16 protein-coding genes and 1 riboswitch are annotated in these 17,022 nt (G+C 71.7%); of the genes, 4 read left to right on the forward strand and 12 right to left on the reverse strand.

The genetic code is table 11. The annotated features are described in order from the left end of the window. Nucleotides 1–26 precede the first annotated feature (26 nt). Together B0B15_RS00990 and B0B15_RS16615 are read left to right on the forward strand one after the other, a co-directional pair. The gene (locus tag B0B15_RS00990; protein ID WP_083708796.1) at nt 27–911 is read left to right on the forward strand and encodes a DUF4397 domain-containing protein; all 885 of its coding nucleotides are present in this window, start codon (nt 27–29) and stop codon (nt 909–911) included. Continuing rightward, a complete protein-coding gene (locus tag B0B15_RS16615; RefSeq protein ID WP_083708797.1) occupies nt 908–2,530 on the forward strand; it encodes a class F sortase in 1,623 nt (540 codons plus the stop codon). The genes B0B15_RS00990 and B0B15_RS16615 overlap by 4 nt, the downstream gene beginning before the upstream one ends. Before the next feature lie 25 nt (nt 2,531–2,555). Here the strand turns inward: B0B15_RS16615 and rlmN are convergent, their stop codons facing one another. The 5 genes from rlmN to B0B15_RS01025 all read right to left on the reverse strand — a co-directional run bounded on the left by rlmN (nt 2,556) and on the right by B0B15_RS01025 (nt 8,524). Next, nucleotides 2,556–3,896 (reverse strand): dual-specificity RNA methyltransferase RlmN, encoded by a 1,341-nt coding sequence (gene rlmN, locus B0B15_RS01005; protein WP_256334126.1) that lies wholly within the window; start codon nt 3,894–3,896, stop codon nt 2,556–2,558. Between the two features lie 135 nt (nt 3,897–4,031). Then, nucleotides 4,032–4,298 carry an HPr family phosphocarrier protein gene (locus tag B0B15_RS01010; RefSeq protein WP_076672883.1) on the reverse strand — a complete coding sequence of 89 codons (267 nt, stop codon included), beginning with the start codon at nt 4,296–4,298 and terminating at the stop codon, nt 4,032–4,034. A gap of 17 nt (nt 4,299–4,315) precedes the next feature. After that, the gene (locus B0B15_RS01015) at nt 4,316–5,146 is read right to left on the reverse strand and encodes a PRD domain-containing protein (protein ID WP_076672884.1); all 831 of its coding nucleotides are present in this window, start codon (nt 5,144–5,146) and stop codon (nt 4,316–4,318) included. Nucleotides 5,147–5,187: 41 nt separating this feature from the next. Further along, a complete protein-coding gene (locus tag B0B15_RS01020) occupies nt 5,188–6,639 on the reverse strand; it encodes a family 1 glycosylhydrolase (RefSeq protein ID WP_076672885.1) in 1,452 nt (483 codons plus the stop codon). Beyond that, entirely contained in the window at nt 6,626–8,524 is a 1,899-nt protein-coding gene (locus B0B15_RS01025) for a beta-glucoside-specific PTS transporter subunit IIABC (RefSeq protein WP_076672886.1), read from the reverse strand. The genes B0B15_RS01020 and B0B15_RS01025 overlap by 14 nt, the downstream gene beginning before the upstream one ends. Nucleotides 8,525–8,835: 311 nt before the next feature. On the opposite strand from B0B15_RS01025, the gene B0B15_RS01030 reads away from it, so the two are divergent. Beyond that, nucleotides 8,836–9,678: a Cof-type HAD-IIB family hydrolase gene (locus B0B15_RS01030; protein WP_076672887.1), complete on the forward strand. Its 843-nt coding sequence runs from the start codon at nt 8,836–8,838 to the stop codon at nt 9,676–9,678. A gap of 240 nt (nt 9,679–9,918) precedes the next feature. On the opposite strand, the gene B0B15_RS01035 is transcribed toward B0B15_RS01030, so the two are convergent. From B0B15_RS01035 to B0B15_RS01050, 4 genes are read right to left on the reverse strand one after another with little or no spacing between them, the layout of a single operon-like run. Continuing rightward, on the reverse strand, nt 9,919–10,749 hold the full coding sequence (locus tag B0B15_RS01035) for an SDR family oxidoreductase (protein WP_076672888.1): 831 nt from the start codon (nt 10,747–10,749) through the stop codon (nt 9,919–9,921). Further along, complete coding sequence (locus tag B0B15_RS01040; RefSeq protein WP_076672889.1) at nt 10,746–11,525, reverse strand: enoyl-CoA hydratase/isomerase family protein; 780 nt, start codon at nt 11,523–11,525, stop codon at nt 10,746–10,748. The genes B0B15_RS01035 and B0B15_RS01040 overlap by 4 nt, the downstream gene beginning before the upstream one ends. After that, nucleotides 11,522–12,283: an SDR family NAD(P)-dependent oxidoreductase gene (locus B0B15_RS01045; protein ID WP_076672890.1), complete on the reverse strand. Its 762-nt coding sequence runs from the start codon at nt 12,281–12,283 to the stop codon at nt 11,522–11,524. The genes B0B15_RS01040 and B0B15_RS01045 overlap by 4 nt, the downstream gene beginning before the upstream one ends. Nucleotides 12,284–12,329: 46 nt before the next feature. Then, complete coding sequence (locus B0B15_RS01050; RefSeq protein ID WP_076672891.1) at nt 12,330–13,298, reverse strand: hypothetical protein; 969 nt, start codon at nt 13,296–13,298, stop codon at nt 12,330–12,332. A gap of 121 nt (nt 13,299–13,419) precedes the next feature. Here B0B15_RS01050 and B0B15_RS01055 point away from each other — a divergent pair, with 121 nt between their 5' ends. After that, nucleotides 13,420–13,914 carry a GNAT family N-acetyltransferase gene (locus B0B15_RS01055; protein ID WP_076672892.1) on the forward strand — a complete coding sequence of 165 codons (495 nt, stop codon included), beginning with the start codon at nt 13,420–13,422 and terminating at the stop codon, nt 13,912–13,914. Between the two features lie 95 nt (nt 13,915–14,009). Here the strand turns inward: B0B15_RS01055 and B0B15_RS01060 are convergent, their stop codons facing one another. The 3 genes from B0B15_RS01060 to B0B15_RS01070 form a co-directional block, all read right to left on the reverse strand. Further along, on the reverse strand, nt 14,010–14,783 hold the full coding sequence (locus B0B15_RS01060) for an energy-coupling factor transporter transmembrane component T family protein (protein ID WP_076672893.1): 774 nt from the start codon (nt 14,781–14,783) through the stop codon (nt 14,010–14,012). Nucleotides 14,784–14,821: 38 nt separating this feature from the next. Continuing rightward, entirely contained in the window at nt 14,822–16,270 is a 1,449-nt protein-coding gene (locus tag B0B15_RS01065; RefSeq protein ID WP_076672894.1) for an ABC transporter ATP-binding protein, read from the reverse strand. After that, nucleotides 16,270–16,908, reverse strand: coding sequence for an ECF transporter S component (locus tag B0B15_RS01070; protein ID WP_076672895.1), 639 nt, complete (start codon nt 16,906–16,908; stop codon nt 16,270–16,272). The genes B0B15_RS01065 and B0B15_RS01070 overlap by 1 nt, the downstream gene beginning before the upstream one ends. Next, nucleotides 16,901–17,011, reverse strand: a riboswitch (TPP riboswitch). (Overlaps the previous gene by 8 nt.) Nucleotides 17,012–17,022: the final 11 nt, after the last annotated feature.

The following is a 17,022-nucleotide window of genomic DNA, read 5'->3' on the forward strand; positions in this document are numbered from 1 at the left end:
CCTTCTCCCCCCACGAAAGGACCATCATGTTCCGCTTCGCTCAGACGATCTCCCCCCGCCGCCGCGTCACGCGCATCGCCGCGGGAGCCACCGCCGCCCTCGTCGCCTGCGGCCTCGCCGCGACGATGGCTCCCGCCGCCCACGCGGCCGACCCCGCGCCGGGCGGATGGGCGCGAGTCGCCCACCTGTCGCCCGATACCAAGTCCGTCGACGTCCAGCTGACGGCGCTCGCCGGTGGCGCCGTCGTGTACGAGCTCGACGACGTGGCCTATGGCGCGGTGAGTCCCTACATCCCCCTCGCCGACGGCACGTACGTCGTGTCGATGGTGCCCTCCGATGCGGCCGACGGCACGCAGCCGGTCGTGCAGCAGTCGATCGACATCGCCGAGGGCGAGCCCCTCACCGTGGCCGCGTACGGCCGCAACGCCGACCTCGAGACCACCGTCTTCGAGGACGACCTCTCCGCGCCCGCGGAGGGCCAGGCACGCGTCCGCGTGGTGCAGGCCTCCACGGTCGAGTCGAGCGTCGACGTCGACACCACCGAGGGACGCGTCATCGCGCGCGACGTGCCCAGCGGCTCCGCGACCGACTACGCCGCGGTCCCCGCGGGATCGTGGGACCTGGCCCTGACCGGTGCCGACGAGGCCGCCACCTCGGCCGTCGACCTGCCCGCGGGTTCCGTCTCGACGGTGTTCGTGCTCGACGACGCGAACGGTTCGCTCACGGCGCAGGCCATCACCGACTCCGCCACTCTCGCCGACATGCCCGTCGGCGGAATCCACACCGGCGGTGGCGGCACCGCGGCCGCATCGGCCGCGCCCCTCGGCACGGCGGCGGGCGTGATCGGCGCCCTCGGCCTCGTCGCCGCGGGCGGCATCCTCATCCGTCGCCGGGTGCGGGCGGACGCGTGAGCATCGCGCACCGCGCACCGGCCGGTGCCGCAATCGCGGCCGCCGTCGTCGTGACGGTGGCCGCGTGCAGCCCCGCGCCCGAGCCCGATACGTCGGCGGAAGATGCCACCGTCGCCTCGGCGACGGCGTTCCTCGACGCCTACGTCGACGACGGGCGGGTCGTCCGCACCGATCAGGGCGGCGACACCGTGAGCGAGGGGCAGGCGTACGGCATGCTCCTGGCCGTGGCCGCCGACGACCCCTCGCGTTTCGACAGCATCTGGGACTGGACCACCGCGAATCTCCAGCGCGACGACCTCCTTCTGTCGTGGCAGTGGAAGGACGACGGCGTCGTCGACGAGCAACCCGCCTCGGATGCCGATCTGGATGCCGCGCGGGCCCTCGTCCTGGCCGGCGACGCCTTCGACCGCGACGACCTGCGTGAACAGGGGGTGGCGCTCGGCGCCGCGGTGCTCGACGAGATGACGGCCGAGACCTCGCTCGGGCGCATCCTGCTTCCGGGCCCGTGGGCCACGGCATCCCCCCACGCCTACAACCCGTCGTACGCCTCACCGGCCGCGTACGACATCCTCGAGCGGGCGTCGGGCGACTCCCGCTGGGCAGAGCTCGCCGAGGGCAGTCGCGCCGCGACCGCCGCGCTGCTAGATGCCAACGCCCTGCCCACTGACTGGGCCACCGTCGCCGCGGACGGATCCGTGGCGATCGCCGGCTCCGCCGGAGGCGGAGGGGAACCGGGGTACGGCTACGACGCGGCGCGGACGGCGATCCGTTTCGCGGAGTCCTGCGACCCCGCCGACCGCGCCCTGGCCGCGCGCATCTCCTCCGCGCTGCCGGAGGACGAGATCCTCGCCGCGGAACTCGACTCCGGAGCGGGGCCGCGCACCACCGACCAGCACCCCGTCGCCTACGCCGCTCGAGCAGCCGCGGACGCCGCGGACGGCCGGTCGGACGACGCCCGCGCCGACGTGGGGCGCATGGGCGACACCGCGGCATCCACGCCCACCTACTACGGGTCCGCGTGGAACGCCCTGACCACGGCCATCCTCTCGAGCGACGTGCTGGGCGGCTGCCCGGCTCTCGCCGACGACGCCGACGCGGCGGCCGCGCGGAGCACGACCGCACCGGGAGTCGGCGCCGCGGCGGGGTTGCAGGACCCCGTCGCTCCCGCGTCCGCCAACACGGCGCCGCCGGTGCACATCTCCATCCCCGCCATCGGGGTGGACTCCGACCTCGTGGGCCTCGACCGGGGAGAGGACGGATGGATCCAGGCGCCCGCCGACTACGACGCCGTCGGCTGGTACGAGAAGGGCGTCCTGCCGGGCGAGGTGGGTCCGGCGGTGATCGCGGGCCACGTCGACTCCCCCACCGGGCCGGCGGCGTTCATCGACCTCCCCCGTCTCACCCCGGGGGACACCGTGTCGATCGAGCGCGCCGACGGCTCGACGGCGGACTTCGTCGTCACCGGCCTGCAGACGGTGGAAAAGGACAGCTTCCCGACCGAGTCGATCTACGCCCCCGCACCGACGCCGCAGTTGCGGCTCGTCACGTGCGCCGGCGCTTGGGATCCGGCGAGCGGCCACTACGTCGACAACCTCGTGGTGACGGCGGTCGCGGCCTGACGAGCGCGCCCCGCAGCGGGCGGTGTCAGCCGACCGGCGTCGCCTCGGCGGCCGCCTCGTCCTCTTCGGTCGCGACGAGCTGCCCGCACGCCCCGTCGATCTCCTTGCCGCGGGTGTCGCGCAGGGTCGTCGGGATTCCGGCGTCGTTGAGGCGCCGCACGAACTCGTTCTGCACGGGGATCTCGGATGCCGTCCAGATCGACCCCGGGGTCGGGTTCAGCGGGATCGGGTTCACGTGGACCCAGCCGCGACCGCGGGCGTTGAGCTTGTCGGCCAGCAGATCGGCGCGCCAGGCATGGTCGTTCATGTCCTTGATGAGTGCGTACTCGATCGAGACGCGGCGACCGGTCTTGTCGAAGTAGGCGCGGGCGGCATCCAGGGCCTCGTCGACCTTCCAGCGGGAGTTCACCGGGATGAGCTCGTCGCGGAGGCCGTCGTCGGGCGCGTGCAGCGACAGGGCGAAGGTGACGGGGATGTCCTCGTCGGCGAGCTTCTTGATCGCCGGGACCAGACCGACGGTCGACACCGTGATGCCGCGGGCGCTCATGCCCAGCCCGTGCTCCTTGTCGACCATCACGCGCACGGCCTGCATGACGCGGGCGTAGTTGGCGAGCGGCTCGCCCATGCCCATGAACACGATGTTCGAGACGCGGTCGAGGGAGTGGTCGGAGCTCTTCTTGCCGCCGAGTCCGCCGGCGGCGATGAGGGCGTTGGCGCGCACGATCTGCTCGATGATCTCGGCCGCCGACATGTTGCGCGTGAGTCCCGCCTGACCGGTGGCGCAGAACGGGCAGTTCATGCCGCAGCCGGCCTGGCTCGACACGCACAGCGTGATGCGGCCGGGGTAGCGCATGAGCACGGACTCCACGAGGGCGCCGTCGTGCAGCTTCCACAGGAACTTGATGGTGTCGCCGCGGTCGGTCTCCAGGCGCCGCACCTCGGTGAGCAGCGGAGGCAGCATGCCGGCGACGAGCTCTTCGCGACCGGATGCCGGCAGGTCGGTCATCGCGGCCGGGTCGGACGTGTAGTGCGTGAAGTAGTGCTTCTCGAGCTGCTTCGCGCGGAAGCCGGGCAGGCCGAGCTCCTTCACCTTGGCCACGCGCTCGTCGACGGTCAGGTCGGCGAGGTGCACCGGTGGCTTGCCGCGCTTGGGGCTCGCGAACTGCAGCAGCGGACGACCCGTGTCGTCTTTGGCCTGCTGCCATCCTTCGGTCGCGGGGCGCACCTGGCGTGCCGGAGCGGTCCGCGGCTTCGTCTCGCGTATGCCGGTGTTCTTCGGCGCCGTTTCGCGGATGCCGGTGTCGGCCGGCGCCCCCGCGGGGCGCACCGGCGGCGTGGTCGTGCGCACGGGGGGCTGGTCGGTCATGGTTTCCAGGGTACCGGGGCGCGCCTGCGTCGCGGCTGGACGGCCTCCGCCGCGTGAGGGGTCAGGAACTGTCGCCTGGCGAGGCCGTAGGCGACAGTTTGTGACCCCTCACACGAGCGAGAGACGCGATCGGAGTCAGGCGGCGTCGAGGTCCTGCTCGAGCAGGGCCTGGAGCTCGTCGGCGACGCGGTCGGCCTCGGGTCCGTCGACCTCGAGGGCGACCTCGTCGCCCGTCTTCACGCCCAGCTGCAGGAGGGCCAGCACGCTGCGGGCGTCGACGGAGGCGTCGCCCGCCGACAGGGTGACCGCGTGCTTCGACGCGGCCGCGGCCTTGGCGAGGGTGGCGGCGGGGCGGGAGTGCAGGCCGGAGGAGGAGCCGAAGACGGCGGTGCGCTGTGCCATGGGGGACCTTTCGGGGTTCAGCTCGACTGTGCGCGAGCGATGTGGAGGGCGAGGTAGCCGACCTCCTCGTCGGAGATCGCGACCTGGTGCTCGCGGAGCACGAACGCGCGGACGCGCTCGGCCGTGGCGACCGCGCGCGGGTGCTTGGCCGTCATGGTCGCGAACAGCAGGTCGTCGTCCTGCGCCGCGAGCCGGTCGGAGAACAGGCGCTCGGCGAAGAACTGCAGGTGCGTGAGGAATCGGCGGGTGTGCAGGTCGTCGGCATCCAGGGCCACTCCCCCGGAGTGCGTCACGATCGTGGTGATGTCGGAGATGAGCCCGACCACCCGCATGGAATCGACGGCGGGCCGCCCCACCTCGGAGTTGACGAGGTGGAACGCGATGTTGGCCGCCTCCTCGTCGGGCAGCGCCGCGCCCGTGCGCTCGCGCAGCAGCGCGAGGGCGCGCAGACCCACCTCGTGCTCCATCGGGTAGACCGTGCGCACCTCCCAGGCGAGGCGGTTCGTCACCCGCAGCCCCCGACGCAACCGTTCCACCGCGAAGTGCAGGTGATCGGTGAGCGTCAGGTAGATGTGCGGATCGAGCTGGATGCCGCTGGCCTCGGCATCCATCACGATCGCCCTCGTGACCTCGACGAATTCCCCCGGGATCTGCGCGAGCAGCTCGACGAGGTTGCGCTGGTCGGCGTCGTCGAGCGCGACGAACACCCGGTCGGTGTCCTCGGGCGCGACGGTGGCGCCCGGCTTGGCACCGAATCCGATGCCCTTGCCGAGCAGGACGCGCTCCACGCCGCGCTCGTCCTCGACGAGCACGACGCTGGAGTTCAGCACCTTCTTGATGATCTGCATGGGTGTCTCCGTCGACCCCGGGGGATGCGCCGAGGTGGCGATCACGCCAGGTCGGCCCCGTTCGAGGCGATGACCTTCTGGTACCAGAAGAACGAGTCCTTGCGACGTCGCTCACCGGTACCGTTGCCGAGGTCGTCCTGGTCGACGTGGATGAAACCGTACCTCTTCGAGATCTGCGACGACGACGCGCTGATGATGTCGATCGGCGCCCAGCTCGCGTACCCGCGCAGATCGACGCCCTCGTCCACGGCGCGGATCATCTCCGCGAAGTGCGACCGGAAGTAGTCGATGCGGTACGGGTCGTGGATCAGGCCCTCGTCGGTCAGCTCGTCCCGCATGCCGAGACCGTTCTCGACGATGAACAGCGGTTTGCCGTACCGGTCGTAGAGATCGATGAGCGAGATGCGCAGGCCCACGGGGTCGATCTGCCAGCCCCACTCGCTGGATGCCAGGAACGGGTTCTTCACACCCAGCACCGTGTTACCGGGGGTGCGCTCGGCATCCGGTCTCACCGACTCGGTGAGGGTCATGTAATAGGAGAACGAGATGTAGTCGACGGGGTGATCGCGCAGCAGCTCGACATCGCCGTCCTCGAACGGGATGACGATGCCCTTCGCCTCCAGGGCCTTCAGCGCCAGGCGGGGGTAGGCGCCGCCGGCCTGCACGTCGGTGCAGAGGTACAGCATCCGCTCCTTGGCCTGGGTGGCCGCGACGTCGTCGGGGTGACACGTGTTCGGGTAGGTGGTGAGCATGGTGAGCATGCACCCCATCTCCGAGGCGGGCCACAGCTCGTGCAGCATCTTGGTCACCGACGCCGACGCGACGAACTGGTGGTGCAGCGCCGTGTAGCAGGCCTGCTCCAGCGATCCCTCGACGGTCTCGTCGATGATGCCGCCCGAAGTGAAGGGGTGGCGGATGATCCCGTCGATCTCGTTGAACGACAGCCAGAGGTCGACGAGGTGCCCGAATCGCTCGAAGCAGGTGCGTGAGAACCGCTCGAACAGGGCAACGGTCCCGCGGTCCACCCACGCGTTGTTCTTCAGCGCGAGCGCGAGCGGCGGGTCGTAGTGCGACAGCGTCACCAGCGGACGGATGCCGAGACGGCGCATCTCCGTGAAGAGGTCGAGGTAGAAGGCCACCCCCTCCTCGTTGGGCTCGAGCTCCTCGCCGGTGGGGTACAGGCGCGACCACGCGATCGAGACGCGCAGCACCGTGAAGCCCATCTCGGCGAACAGCGCGAGGTCCTCGCGGTAGCGGTGGTAGAAGTCGATGCCGCGACGCTTCGGGTAGAGCGCGATGTCGTCGTCGGCCATGGCCGCGGCGATGCTCTCGAGCGTGTGCTGGTGGTGCACCGCGTACTCGCGCGGGTCGACGTTCGGACGGTACTTCGCCACGTCCGACACGGCGGGGCCGCGGCCCCCTTCGTTCCAGGCGCCCTCGGCCTGGTTGGCGGCGAGGGCGCCGCCCCAGAGGAATCCGTCAGGCAATCCCATTCGCGGTCTCCTTCGCGTCGGTGGCCAGCAGGGCGTCGCCGGCGGCGATGCGTCCCGTGGCGAGGGGGGCGACGTCGTATGCGTCGCCGTTGAGCACGACGACGGGCGTCGTGATGTCGAGACCCGCCGCTTCGATCGCCGCGAGGTCGGCGGTCAGCACGCGCTGGCCCGCCTCGACCCGGTCGCCCTGGGTCACGTGCGCGGTGAACGGGGCGCCCTCCAGGCGGACGGTGTCCAGTCCCACGTGCACCAGCACCTCGAGACCGTCGTCGCCCAGGATGCCGAGGGCGTGACGCGAGGGCAGGAGGCTCGACACGATGCCGCTGATGGGGGCGTGCACCTCGCCGTCCGTGGGACGGATGGCCACGCCGGGTCCGAGGATGCCACCCGAGAACACCGGGTCGTCGACCGCGTCCAGGGCGATGACCTCACCGGTCATCGGAGCCAGGACCCCACCGGCGGCGGTCTCGACCGGAGCCGCCGCACCCGACTGCTGCTCGAGCAGACGCACGGTCGCGGAGTCGGAGTCCTTCCAGATCACGAGCGAGACGACGAAGGAGACGGCCATGGCCACGAGCGCGCCGATGACGGCGTGCAGCAGGTTCCACGGGTTCGCCATGTCGATGAACATCGAGATGGACGCCGCCCCCGGGCTGACCAGCGCGAACGCCGAGATCGCCGCGATGCCGAGGTAGGCGCCGCCGACGAACGAGCCGATGACCACCGACACGATCGCGCGACGGTTCTGCAGGGTCACGCCGTACAGCGCCGGCTCGGTGATGCCGAAGAAGGCCGAGATGCCCGACGAGATCGCGGTCCCGCGGAGGGTCTTGTTCTTGGTGCGCACGGCGATGGCGAGGCTCGAGCCCGCCTCGGCGAGGTTGTGGGCGAGCGAAGCGACCAGGTAGAAGCTCTCCTTGCCTGCGGATGCCATCGTGGCCACCGTCGGCGGGATGAAGGCCTTGTGCATGCCGACCGAGACGATGAACGGCAGGGCGGCGGCCATCAGGGCGACGGCGATCCAGCCGAGGGTGCCGTACAGCCACAGCATCGCTCCGGTCAGCAGGGTGCCGAGGAAGAAGCCGAGCGGACCGAGCAGGAAGATCGTCGCGGGCGCCACGACGACGAAGCAGATCAGCGGCACGAGGAAGGTGCTGATCACGCTGGGGCTGATGCGACGGGCGAAGCGCTCGACGACGGCGAGCAGCAGCACGGCGAGGATCGGGGGGAACACCTGCGCGTTGTAGGCGATCGCGGGCACGGTCAACCCGAACAGGGCGATGCCGCCCTCCTGCGTCAGCAGACCCGCGAAGGTCGGGAACACCAGCAGGCCGACGATGCCGAGCGCGAGCGGGATGTTCACGTCGAGCTTCTTCGCGGCGGTGTAGGTCACCAGCAGCGGCAGGAAGAAGAAGACCGCGTCGGGGATCGCGGTGAGAACCTGGTAGGTCTGGTCGGTCGTCTGCAGCCAGCCGAGCGCGACGGCGAGGATGAGGAACGACTTGAAGATCCCGGCGCCGGCGACGGCGGGGATGATCGGGGTGAAGACGCCGACGACGAAGTCCATGAACACCGACCCGGCGCGCTTCACCGTCAGCCTGGGCTTGGCGGCGTCGACGCGCGCTTCGGCACGGGTGCCGGTCCCGGTGCGGATCTTCTCGATCTCGCGGAAGTAGTCGTTGACGCCCGAGCCCACGATCACCTGGGTCTGCGCGCCCAGCACCACGCCGATGACGCCGGGCGTGGCCTTGAGGGCGGCCTCATCGGCCTGCGAGTCGTCGGCGAGCGTGAAGCGGAGGCGGGTCGAGCAGTGGTGGAGCGAGGCCACGTTGGCCGCTCCGCCGACGTGCTCGAGGATCGCGCGGGCGCTGTCCTGAGTGGTCATCGAAGTCCTTCCTTGGTTCGAAGGACACGTGCCGCGACGTCGACTCCGAGGCCGCCCGGGCAACAAAAAAGGACCCGAAGGCGGTGCTCGCGCACTGCGTTCGGATCCTGCCTGCATGACCAGTCACATGTCCACCGGTGACTGTACACGACGTTCGGCGGATGCCGAACCGCCCGGCGCCCCGCCTCCGCGGAACGCGATACGGTGACGAAGGCGGCGCCCCCGCGCGGGCGCACCCCTGACGCATCTCTTCCCTCGATCGGATCGGCCCCGCCCGCACGAGACGCGGCCGGTCCCCCTCTGGAGCGCACATGACCCGCATCGCCTTCCTCGACGTCGACGGCACGATCCTGGAGCACGGCTCCGTCATCGCCCCCTCGACCGTGAGCGCCGTGCGCCGGGCGCGCGAGAACGGGCACCTCGTGTGGCTCTGCACGGGTCGATCGGCGGGCGACATCCACCCCGACGTCCTCGCCATCGGCTTCGACGGGGCCATCACGAACGGCGGCGCCTACGCCACCCTGGACGACGACCTCGTCGTCGACCGCCCCCTGCCCCGCGCCGACGTCGAGACGCTCGAGGCGTACTTCGAGGCCCACGGCATCCACTACTTCCTTCAGACCCACGGCGGCGTATATGCCAGCGAGGGCATGGGCCCCGTCATGACGGAGTACCGGCGGGAACGGCACGAGCGCCGGACCGCCGAGCTGGCGGCTCAGGGCCTGCCGCCCGAGCAGCCGCTGTGGCGCGAGCCGCGTCCGGTGTCGGAGGTCGACCGCGACGCGGTCGCCAAGGCCGTCTTCGTCAGCCCCTCGACCGACACCATCGTCCACGCGTCCGCCGCCCTCGGCGACGGGTTCCACGTCATCCCGGGGTCCATCCCGCTGCCCGGGGGCTCGAACGGCGAGATCGGTCAGTCCGGCGTGACGAAGGGCTCGGCGATCAGCGAGGTGCTCGCGCACCTCGACCTCTCCGCCGCGGATGCCATCGGCATCGGCGACAGCTGGAACGACGTCGAGATGTTCGAGGTCGTCGGCACCCCCGTCGCGATGGGAAACGCCGTCCCCGAGCTGCAGCACCTCGCCGGCCGGGTCACCACGTCCGTGCTCGACGACGGCGTGCACAACGCCTTCGCGGAGCTGGGCCTGATCTGAACCCCCGGCCCCCGGACCCCCGGCACCCGGCACCCGGCACCCGGCACCGATAAACTCTGATCCTTCCGAGACACGCGGCTGCATGACGTGTCTCGGCAGGATCGGCGTTTATCGAGGCGCGAGGGCACGTCACCGCCGGCCGGCCCGTCCGTTCCGCGAGGCGCGAGGGCGCGTCACCGCCGGCCGGCCCGCCCGTTCCGCGAGGCGCGAGGCGGGCGTCAGGGCGGCGCGGCGCCCGCGTCAGTCCAGGAAGATGTCCGGGTACATCGCCTCGTCCGGCGTGCCCGGCACGGCGGCGTACCCGGAGAAGTCCGTCACCCCGGCGGCCTCGAGCACGTCCTCGACGATCAACGTCCGCCCGGTCAGCTCGCCCGCCGGCGCGCACAGCACCTCGTACGCGGCATCCGCGTAGATCTCGGGCGTGCGCGAGACGGCCATGAGCCGATCGCCGCCGATGACGTTCTGCACCGCTGCGGTCGCGATCGTCGTGCGCGGCCAGAGGGTGTTCGCCGCGATCCCCTCGCCGCGGAACTCCTCGGCCAGCCCCAGCGTCGCCATCGTCATGCCGAACTTGGCGAGGCTGTACCCGGTGTGCGCGCCCAGCCACTTCGGCGTGACGTTCAGCGGCGGCGAGAGCGAGAGGATGTGCGGGTTCTCGGCATCCTTCAGTTGCGGCACCGCCGCGCGCGAGAGCAGGAACGTGCCGCGCACGTTGACGTCTTGCATGAGGTCGTACTTCTTCGTCGACAGCTCGAGCGACCCGGACAGGTCGATGACACTGGCGTTGTTGACGACGATGTCGACGCCGCCGAACTCACCGACCGTGCGCATGACGGCCTCGGTGATGGATGCCTCGTCGCGCACATCGCCGACGATGGGCAGCGCCCGACCGCCCGCCGCGCGGATTGCCTCGGCCGCGGTGTGGACCGTTCCCTCGAGCTTGGGATGCGGGGTGTCGGTCTTGGCGAGCATCGCGATGTTCGCGCCGTCGCGCGCCGCGCGCAGCGCGATGGCGAGGCCGATGCCGCGGCTGCCGCCCGACATGAGGACGGTCTTTCCCTGAAGCGTCATGAGCGCGGTCCTTTCGCGGAGGCGGCGGCGAACGCCTGGACGCGCGCCCTCGCCTCGGGGGTGTCGAACGCGGCGCCGATGGTGGCGGCCTCGTCGTCGAGGTTCTCGGCGAACGCACGCCCCGCGCCGACGCGCACGAGACGCGTGGCCTGTCCGAAGGCGGCTGTCGCGCCGTCGAGCCAGAAACGGGCGATCTCGTCGACCCGCGCCGAGAGCTCGGCGGATGCCACGACCTCGGCGACGAGGCCCCAGTCCCGGGCTTCGGCCGCGGACAGCATCCGGTCCTGCAGCAGCAGCTGCAGCGCGCGCCGCTGCCCGATCGCCGCGGGCAGCAGCGTCGAGACGCCGAGGTCGGGGGTCAGGCCGATGTCGGCGTAGCGGCTGACGAAGCGCGCGTTCTCGCTCGCCACGACGTAGTCGGCGGTGAGCATGAGGCCGAGGCCCCCGCCCGCAACGGCGCCTTGCACGGCCGCGACCATCGGCAGCGGCGCCTCGGCGAAGGTGCGGATGCCGTCGTGGATCGCGCGGGCCGTCTCCGTCACCTCGGCGCCGGTGGATCCGCTCGTCGACATCGCGACCACGTCGCCGCCGGCGCAGAACGCGGGGCCGTTGGCATCCAGGATCACCGCTCCCACCGAGGAGTCGGAAGTGACCTCGTGCGCCACATCGCGCCAGCGGCGGGCCATGGGGAAGTCCATCGCGTTCAGCGACGCGGGGCGGTCGAAGGTGACGCGCGCGAGCCCGCCCTCGACGTGCAGCAGGATGCCGTCGGTCATTTCGGCGCCATCCGGATCGCTCCGTCGAGACGGATGGTCTCGCCGTTCAGGTAGCCGTTGTCGACGATCGCGAGCACGAGGCGCGCGTACTCGTCGGGGGCGCCCAGGCGCGAGGGGTAGGGCACCTGCTGGCCGAGCGAGTCCTGCGCCGCCTGCGGCAGGCCCTTCAGCATCGGCGTCTCCATGATGCCCGGCGCGATGGTGCACACCCGGATGCCGTGGCGCGCGAGCTCGCGCGCGATCGGCAGTGTCATCGCGTGCACGCCGCCCTTGCTCGCGGAGTAGGCGGGCTGGCCGATCTGCCCGTCGAACGCGGCGACGCTCGCGGTGTTGACGATGACGCCGCGGTCGCCGCCGTCGGTCGCATCGGTCTTCGCCATCACGGCGGAAGCCTGGGCGATGACGTTGTAGGTGCCGAGGAGGTTGACGCGGATGACGCGCTCGAAGTCGGCGAGCGGCGAGGGCGCACCGTCGCGGTCGAGCACCTTCGCGGGCGGTGCGATCCCGGCGCAGTTCACCACCACGCGGAGCGGGCCGGCCTCGGCGGCGCGGGCGGCTGCGGCGGCGACCTGGTCCGCGTCGGTCACGTCGGCGGCGGCGAACGATCCGCCGAGGTCCGCTGCGACTGCCTCACCCGGGGACGAGGGCAGATCCACGACGGTGACGTGCGCGCCGGCCTCCGCGAGGCGGCGGGCGGTGGCCAGACCCAAGCCCGAGGCACCACCCGTGATCAGGGCGGAGGCTCCTGCGATATCCATGCGTTCTCCTTCGAAAGCTGAAACCCGGTCCCACCCTAGCCGAGACTCAGGACCGCCCGAGGTGCCACCACCGCTGTCGCCGGACGGGTCCGGTCTGCGTGCGGATCGCCGCCGTCGAGCTCCCGTCGACGAGCAGGATCACGTCTTCCGCCTCCCACCCGTACTCGGCCCGCAACCGCGCGCCCATCGCCTCGAGCGGATCGGGGGTCGTCAGCTCCGCTCCCCGGGGCACGTCGAGGGCGCGGGGGTCGAGATCGCGGGCCGCCTGTCGCAGCTGGGCGACGAGCTCGTGCACGCGGTCGGACCCGTAGGCGGCGACCGCCAGATCCCAGTCGCCGACGACGACGGCCGCACCGTTGGGGCAAACGATCTCTTCGACGGGCTCACGGCGACCGAAGCGCAGACGGACGGCGGCGGCCCCGACGAGGACCACGGCCACACCGCCCAGCACCGTCGCCGGCGCGTACGAGAACCCGACGAGGTACAGCGCCGAGGTCCAGCCCGCGGTGACCCCGACGATCACCCGCGCGACGCAGTACAGCGCGAACACCGCGGTGGTCAGGGCGATGAGCCGCACGGGGGCGAAGGGGTCGATGTCGGCACGGAATGCCACCACGGCGCACGCCGCGCAGGCGAGGGCGAGGGCGAGGGCCTTGACGACGAGCGATCCGGGCAGGGGCACCGTGGCGGTCACGACCGCGACGATCAGAGCCAGCGCCACGACCGCCAGCGAGGTGCGCAGGGCAGCGCGACCCTCGAGGACGCTCACCGCGACGAGCAGGAGCGAGGGGGCGAGCACCATCGCGACGTCCCCCAGCACCAGACTCAGGATGCCGCCGCCCGCCGTGTAGATGAAGTACATGGAGCTCGAGCCGACCGCGCTGACACCCGCCACGGCGGCGAAGCGCAGGAACAGGGTGGTGCGGCCGGGCATGCCGATGCGGGGCAGCGCGACGAGGAGCACGACCGTCGCGACGGCGGCACTCACCGCCAACAACCCCACCGCGAGCTCCATCGACCAGCACCTCCCCCTCCTCATTCTGCCGGGTGGGTCCGAGCCCGGCGGCGACGCGCCGGACGCACCCGTAGAGCGGCGATCCGACATCGGCGCGATGGCCGCCGCCTAGGCTCGACGGGTGAACCTGCCCACCTTCCGCCTCGAATCCGTCGACGTCGACGATCCCCGCGCCGTCCGTCTGCGCGGCATCCTGGACGAGGATCTCGACGAGCGCTACCGCGACGCCGACGCCGACGACACCCCCGAGTTCGCCGCGAAGCGCACCGCCGCCTTGGCCGTGCACCCGGAGCAGATCGTGGCGACCCTGCTCGCGATCGACCACGACGACACACCCATCGGTCATGTCATGCTGCGCCGCCTCGGCGACGAGTGGGAACTGAAGCGCTTGATCGTGCGCGACACCGCGCGCAGGCGCGGCGTCGGGCGCGCGCTGACCGCACAGGTCGTCGACCTCGCCCGTCGTGGCGGGGCGACTCGCGTCATCCTGCAGAGCGGCCGCATGCAGCCGGAATCGCTGTCCATGTACGCCGCCTCGGGCTTCACACCCATCCCGGTGTACGAGCCGTATATCGAGACGATGCCGCGCTCGCTCTGCTTCGAGTACGTGTTCTGAGCCGCACAGCCCGCCCCTTCCCGTCGAGTGTCCACGACGCGCCGCTTCACCTCGGCTGGACGCGGCGTTTCCTGGACACTCGACGGGCGGGAGGGTCAGGTCCCCACGACCCGGAACGCCCCCGTCGCCACCGCCGCGCCGAGCGCCACGGCCACGAGCAGAACAGCTCCGCCGACGGCGACGGCATCCCGAGCCGACAGCGTCGAGGGGCGCGCCCACGTGCGCTCGACGTCGGCGCCGAAGCCGCGGGCCTCCATCGCCGTCGCGAGCTTCGTGCCACGGCGCACCGCGAAGACGAGCAGCACGAACGCCATCGAGAAGAACCGCCGCAGCGCGCCGCGGTCCCCCAGGCCGCGCGCGCGACGCGCGAGCGCCATCGTCCGCCAGTCGTCGACGAAGAGACCCACGGTGCGGGCTCCCGCCAGCACTCCCAGCACGAAGCGGCTGGGCAGCTTCGCCACCTGCGCGAGCGCGTCGGCGAGTTCGGTGGGGTCGGTGCGGGCGAACAGCAGGATCATCGGCAGCGCCAGCACGATGACGCGAAGCAGCACCGCGAGACTCAGGACGATCGAGCCGTCGCTGACGGTGGCGAAGAGGAAGGCGCCGTACACAGTTCCTTCTGGGCGGGCGTAGAGCAGCATGCTGATCGCCGCGACGGGGGCGAACACCAGCACGGGCACGAGCCGCCGGAGCACGACCGCGTACGACAGCCCGGTCAGCGGCACGCACAGCAGCTCGAGCACGAGGGCGGTGCTCGCGCTCACCGCGTCGAGCGTCGCGAGAAGCGGCACGGCCAGCACGAGCGCGACCAGCACCTTGGCGACCGGGTTGACCGCGTCGAGCCAGACCGCACGCGGATGCGTCGGCATCCCGGCCTCGACCCGGCCCGCCGGGGCGCTCCCGCCGCTCACGCGGCGTCACCCATGACCACGCGGTGCTGGCCGAGATGACGCACCACGTCGGCGTCGTGCGTGACGGCGACGATCGTGCGTCCGCGCGCGATCTCGCGCTGCAGCAGCGCGACGAGCTCGCTCCAGCCCCGGCGGTCCTGGCCGAACGTCGGCTCGTCGAGCACGATGACCTCGGGAGAGGCCGCGAGCACCGTCGCCACCGACAGGCGGCGCTTCTGCCCGCCCGACAGCGTGAAGGGGTTGGCGAGCGCGAGGGATGCCAGATCCAACCGCTCCAGCAGCTCGTCGACGATCGCGTCGACCTCCGCGGCCGACCGCTTGAGCGCGCGCGGAGCAACGGCGAGTTCGTCGCGCAGGGTCGGTGCGAGGAACTGGTGCTCGGGCTCCTGGAAGACCGTGCCGATGCGCGTCAGCAGCTCCCTCGACCGCCACCGCGACGGGCGCGTGATCCCGCGCGCGGCGAGGGGTGCCGCGGCCGTCACCTCGCCGGCGAGTTCGGGCAGCAGGCCCGCGAGCGTCAGCGCGAGTGTCGACTTCCCGGCACCGTTGGGTCCAGTGACCACCGTGCCCGCTCCGGTGGGGATCGCGACCTCGAGCCCGGATGCCACGACCGTGCGCTTCTCGCGCCCGATCGACAGCGCACGCGTCGAGAGCGCGGCATCCACCCCTCCCGCCGCGGGGAGCACGGGCAGGTCGACCGGACGTCCCGGTACCCACACCCCCGCTGCGGCGAGCGCATCGCCGTGCTCGGCGAAGACGCGGTCGGGCGGGCCGTCGGCCAGCACACCACCGCCCGGGGCGAGCACCACCACGCGCGTCATGAGGTCGGCCCACACGGCGGTGCGATGCTCGATGAGCACGAGGGTCGTCCCCTCCTGCGTCACCACCCGCTCGACGGCGGTGCGCACCTCGGCGACGCCCACCGGGTCGAGGTTGGCCGTGGGCTCGTCGAGCAGCAGCAGTCCGGGGCGCATCGCGAGCACGCCGGCGAGCGCCAGGCGCTGCTTCTGGCCACCCGAGAGCGCCTTCGTCGGCCGGTCGGGGGGCACGGCGAGCCCCACGGATGCCACCGCTTCGGCCACCCGTGACGGGATCTCGGCCGCGGGCACGCCCAGGTTCTCGCAGCCGAAGGCGACGTCGTCGCCGACCTTCGACAGGACGATCCCCGCCTCGGGGTCCTGCAGCACGAGCCCGATGCGGCCGCGCTGGGCCTCGGGCTGCTGCCCGTCGACGAGGATGCGCCCGGTCGCCTCGCCCTCGTCACTGCCGCCGAGGAGTCCGGCGAGGCCCGCGAGCAACGTCGACTTGCCGGCGCCCGAGGCTCCGAGCAGGAGCACCCGCTCTCCCGGCTCGATGCGCAGCTCGACCTCGCGCGTCGCGGGCAGCCGGCGACCGGCGTAGCGCCAGCCCCATCCCTCGACGTCGACGCGTGCGGGATGCGCCATCAGACGTCGCGGCGTGCTTCCCGCCCGGCGGCGAATCGGCTCAGGGCGCCCGTGGCGGCGAGCGCGCGCACGAGGAACCAGCCCACCACTCCCGCGAGCAGGGCGCCCGAGACCACGAGCGTGCCGAGGTAGATGAGGTTGAACTCGAGCGACTTGACGATGTTCGGCGTCAGGAACAGCTCCAGCAGCCACGCGCCGATGCCCGCACCGGCGCCGGCGAGCATCGCGACGGGGAGCGTGAAGCGCAGGTACAGGAAGGCGAGGAAGATCAGCTCCGCGCCGAGGCCCTGCGCCAGGCCGGAGAAGATGGTCGTGATACCCCAGACGTTGCCGATGAGGGCCGAGACGACGGCCGCGATGAGCTCGACGAGCAGCGCGGCACCCGGCTTGCGGATGATGAGTCCGCCGACGACGCCGCCGAGGAGCCAGATGCCCACCGCGATGCCGCCGAGGCCGGGGGTCACGGCATCCATGGCTCCGAACCAGATGCCGCCGACGGTGTTCCAGCCCCAGAAGATGAGGCCGATGGCGACGCCGAGGACGGCGGCGACGACGATGTCGACGACCCGCCAGCGGAAACGGTCGGCGGTGAGCGCGGCCGAAGCGGGGGCCGTGCGGGCAGACGTGGACGTGTGCATGTGATCTCCTCCCTGCGCCGGCATGATCCGGATCAGGTTCGACGGTCGAAGCGTGGATTCGCTTCCTCTCAGCCCGGCTCACCGGACTCCCGTGGTTGTGCTGAAGAGTATAGA

The sequence above is a fragment of the Microbacterium sp. RU1D genome, assembly GCF_900156435.1.
Classification (GTDB): domain Bacteria; phylum Actinomycetota; class Actinomycetes; order Actinomycetales; family Microbacteriaceae; genus Microbacterium.

Bases quoted from the DNA above. Each gene is read 5' to 3' on its own strand.
- B0B15_RS01040 (WP_076672889.1), bottom strand. From the start codon at position 11,525: ATGACCGACGGCATCCTGCTGCACGTCGAGGGCGGGCTCGCGCGCGTC.
- B0B15_RS01045 (WP_076672890.1), bottom strand. From the start codon at position 12,283: ATGGATATCGCAGGAGCCTCCGCCCTGATCACGGGTGGTGCCTCGGGC.
- B0B15_RS01010 (WP_076672883.1), bottom strand. From the start codon at position 4,298: ATGGCACAGCGCACCGCCGTCTTCGGCTCCTCCTCCGGCCTGCACTCC.
- B0B15_RS01025 (WP_076672886.1), bottom strand. From the start codon at position 8,524: ATGACCACTCAGGACAGCGCCCGCGCGATCCTCGAGCACGTCGGCGGA.
- B0B15_RS01060 (WP_076672893.1), bottom strand. From the start codon at position 14,783: ATGCCGACGCATCCGCGTGCGGTCTGGCTCGACGCGGTCAACCCGGTC.
- B0B15_RS01030 (WP_076672887.1), top strand. From the start codon at position 8,836: ATGACCCGCATCGCCTTCCTCGACGTCGACGGCACGATCCTGGAGCAC.
- B0B15_RS01035 (WP_076672888.1), bottom strand. From the start codon at position 10,749: ATGACGCTTCAGGGAAAGACCGTCCTCATGTCGGGCGGCAGCCGCGGC.
- rlmN (WP_256334126.1), bottom strand. From the start codon at position 3,896: ATGACCGACCAGCCCCCCGTGCGCACGACCACGCCGCCGGTGCGCCCC.
- B0B15_RS01020 (WP_076672885.1), bottom strand. From the start codon at position 6,639: ATGGGATTGCCTGACGGATTCCTCTGGGGCGGCGCCCTCGCCGCCAAC.
- B0B15_RS01070 (WP_076672895.1), bottom strand. From the start codon at position 16,908: ATGCACACGTCCACGTCTGCCCGCACGGCCCCCGCTTCGGCCGCGCTC.
- B0B15_RS01015 (WP_076672884.1), bottom strand. From the start codon at position 5,146: ATGCAGATCATCAAGAAGGTGCTGAACTCCAGCGTCGTGCTCGTCGAG.
- B0B15_RS01065 (WP_076672894.1), bottom strand. From the start codon at position 16,270: ATGGCGCATCCCGCACGCGTCGACGTCGAGGGATGGGGCTGGCGCTAC.
- B0B15_RS00990 (WP_083708796.1), top strand. From the start codon at position 27: ATGTTCCGCTTCGCTCAGACGATCTCCCCCCGCCGCCGCGTCACGCGC.
- B0B15_RS01050 (WP_076672891.1), bottom strand. From the start codon at position 13,298: ATGGAGCTCGCGGTGGGGTTGTTGGCGGTGAGTGCCGCCGTCGCGACG.